Below are 1,248 nucleotides of genomic sequence, written 5' to 3' on the forward strand. Positions count from 1 at the left end.
GAACTTGCTTCTTATCCTGTTTTTCGCTCTAGATTTAAGATGCAGGGCTTTGGAAATGCGTTAATTAGTGAGGGGGGGATTATGGGAACGTGTTAAAAAGCCCCGTGAATACGAGGCTTTTCTGTGTCACAAGTCACTTATTTGCGGATGTTAAGAAGGTGTGGCGAGTTTACACTCTCTCAACTTGCTTTCGCTAAATCTACGTTTAACGTGATAGGAGCCTGTAGGTGAGGGTTAATAGCGGCTATAAGATCTTCTTCATATTGGTCTAACCAAGCGTAACGTTGGCGATATAGCTTTCGTTTTTGGCGTTTAAGCGGCTCAAGATCTTTTCTTGTTGCGCGTAAAGGCAATACGTAAAAACACGTGTTATGTTGCTCTCCGTTATGCTCTTCCCAAAGCTCATCATATTTTAGAGTGATATCTTTGCTTTTCTTTCCATAGCGGAATGAGTTTGATACATGGCTCGCTTCGTTGACTGCGTAAATGTGTGTGATACCCAAGCCTGCAGCCATCAGTCTTAGTGTTTCAACGATGAAGGATTTAGGTCTTAAGCCGTAAAATGCTTTGGTGAACGCTCGGCTGAACCCGTTATCATTTGCGCCACCTTGAACACCACCGATGTAGATATCATTGTTGAAGACAGAGAAAGATAGGGTGTACATCTTATTCAATTGTGAATCAGTCAGCGACAGCGTTAGCTCGCCTTCTTTTCTTGAATTGCGCTCAAAGCTGAGATTGAGTAAGTAAGTTTGTTCACCAATGTTTAACTCTAAAAGGTTGATTCTTTCGTTGTAAATGTTGTGTCGAGCTGGAGTGTTGAACGTATTTTCAAACCAATCGTAATGCTTTGATAAAATTTCGATTTTCTGCTTTTTGCTAAAGCCATTACATAGGTAGGGAGTGACAAACTTAGATAGGAAATTTGGTTGTTTTTTAAACAAGAGTCTTCTCTCATCAGAGTTGAAACTCTCATTCAGCTTTTTCGTATCTGAGTAATAAAACAATGCTCGAATTGTAAACTTAGCTATCGCCTTGTACTTGCCCTTTTTTTTATGGACATTAGCGTCAATTCCCATACGAACTACATTCATAATCACCTCAAAAGAAGAAGCATCCCCCGAACACATTCGCGTTGGGTTTTACGTTCTTTACACTCATAAACATCAAGGCTGCGATGATAATGAAAAGTGAAATTTAGGTATGTATGGGTATGTATGACAATGTAATCAGAATAATTACTTAGTG

1 protein-coding gene is annotated in these 1,248 nt (G+C 39.7%); it reads right to left on the reverse strand.

Features of this window, described 5'->3' with window-relative positions:
* Window positions 1-179: 179 nt before the first annotated feature.
* Window positions 180-1,130, reverse strand: coding sequence for a VirK/YbjX family protein (locus ACTRWI_RS22440; RefSeq protein WP_499133904.1), 951 nt, complete (start codon window positions 1,128-1,130; stop codon window positions 180-182).
* Window positions 1,131-1,248 lie beyond the last annotated feature (118 nt).

The organism is Pseudoalteromonas sp. G5_S1_14_S5, assembly GCF_054968605.1.

Excerpts from the sequence above, each read along its gene's own strand:
- ACTRWI_RS22440 (WP_499133904.1), bottom strand. The coding sequence starts at position 1,130 with ATGTGTTCGGGGGATGCTTCTTCTTTTGAGGTGATTATGAATGTAGTT.